Here is a 444-nt window from a genome sequence, read left to right as displayed (position 1 = left end):
CAATCAAAGCCCACATTGAAAAGGTAAAAGAGGTGATTAAAAATCACAAAACTGCACCTCAAGCCGCCCTGATTAAAAGACTCAACCCCATCATCACTGGATGGGCAAGGTATTACTCGGGGGTAGTCTCTAAGGAGATTTTCAATAAGCTAGATAACATACTCTGGCAACAACTGCGGGCATGGATAGTATCACGATGCGGAAACGCCGAATACAAAACGCTCAGAAAATACTACCGAACAGGAATGGCAAAACTGAGCAACGGGGATGAAAGGAAGGATAAGTGGATATTCCAAACCAAGGATGGTCTACGACTCCAAAAACACTCCTGGACTCCCATTGTATACCACACGCTGGTCAGACCGAACGCATCGACGTATGACGGAAACTGGGTCTATTGGGCAACAAGGAGAGGGAAATCACCAGAAATCTCAAACCGAGAAG

General features: G+C 45.7%; 1 protein-coding gene. It reads left to right on the top strand.

All coding sequences use genetic code 11. The features are described 5' to 3' along the window. On the top strand, nucleotides 1–444 hold a 444-nt coding region (locus tag LKE08_RS10485), incomplete at both ends, for a group II intron maturase-specific domain-containing protein (protein WP_324704168.1).

The organism is Lyngbya sp. CCY1209 (assembly GCF_035615495.1).
Classification (GTDB): domain Bacteria; phylum Cyanobacteriota; class Cyanobacteriia; order Cyanobacteriales; family Microcoleaceae; genus Limnospira.
Note: the sequence above shows the minus strand (reverse complement) of the source record. Positions and strands in the feature narration are given on the sequence as shown.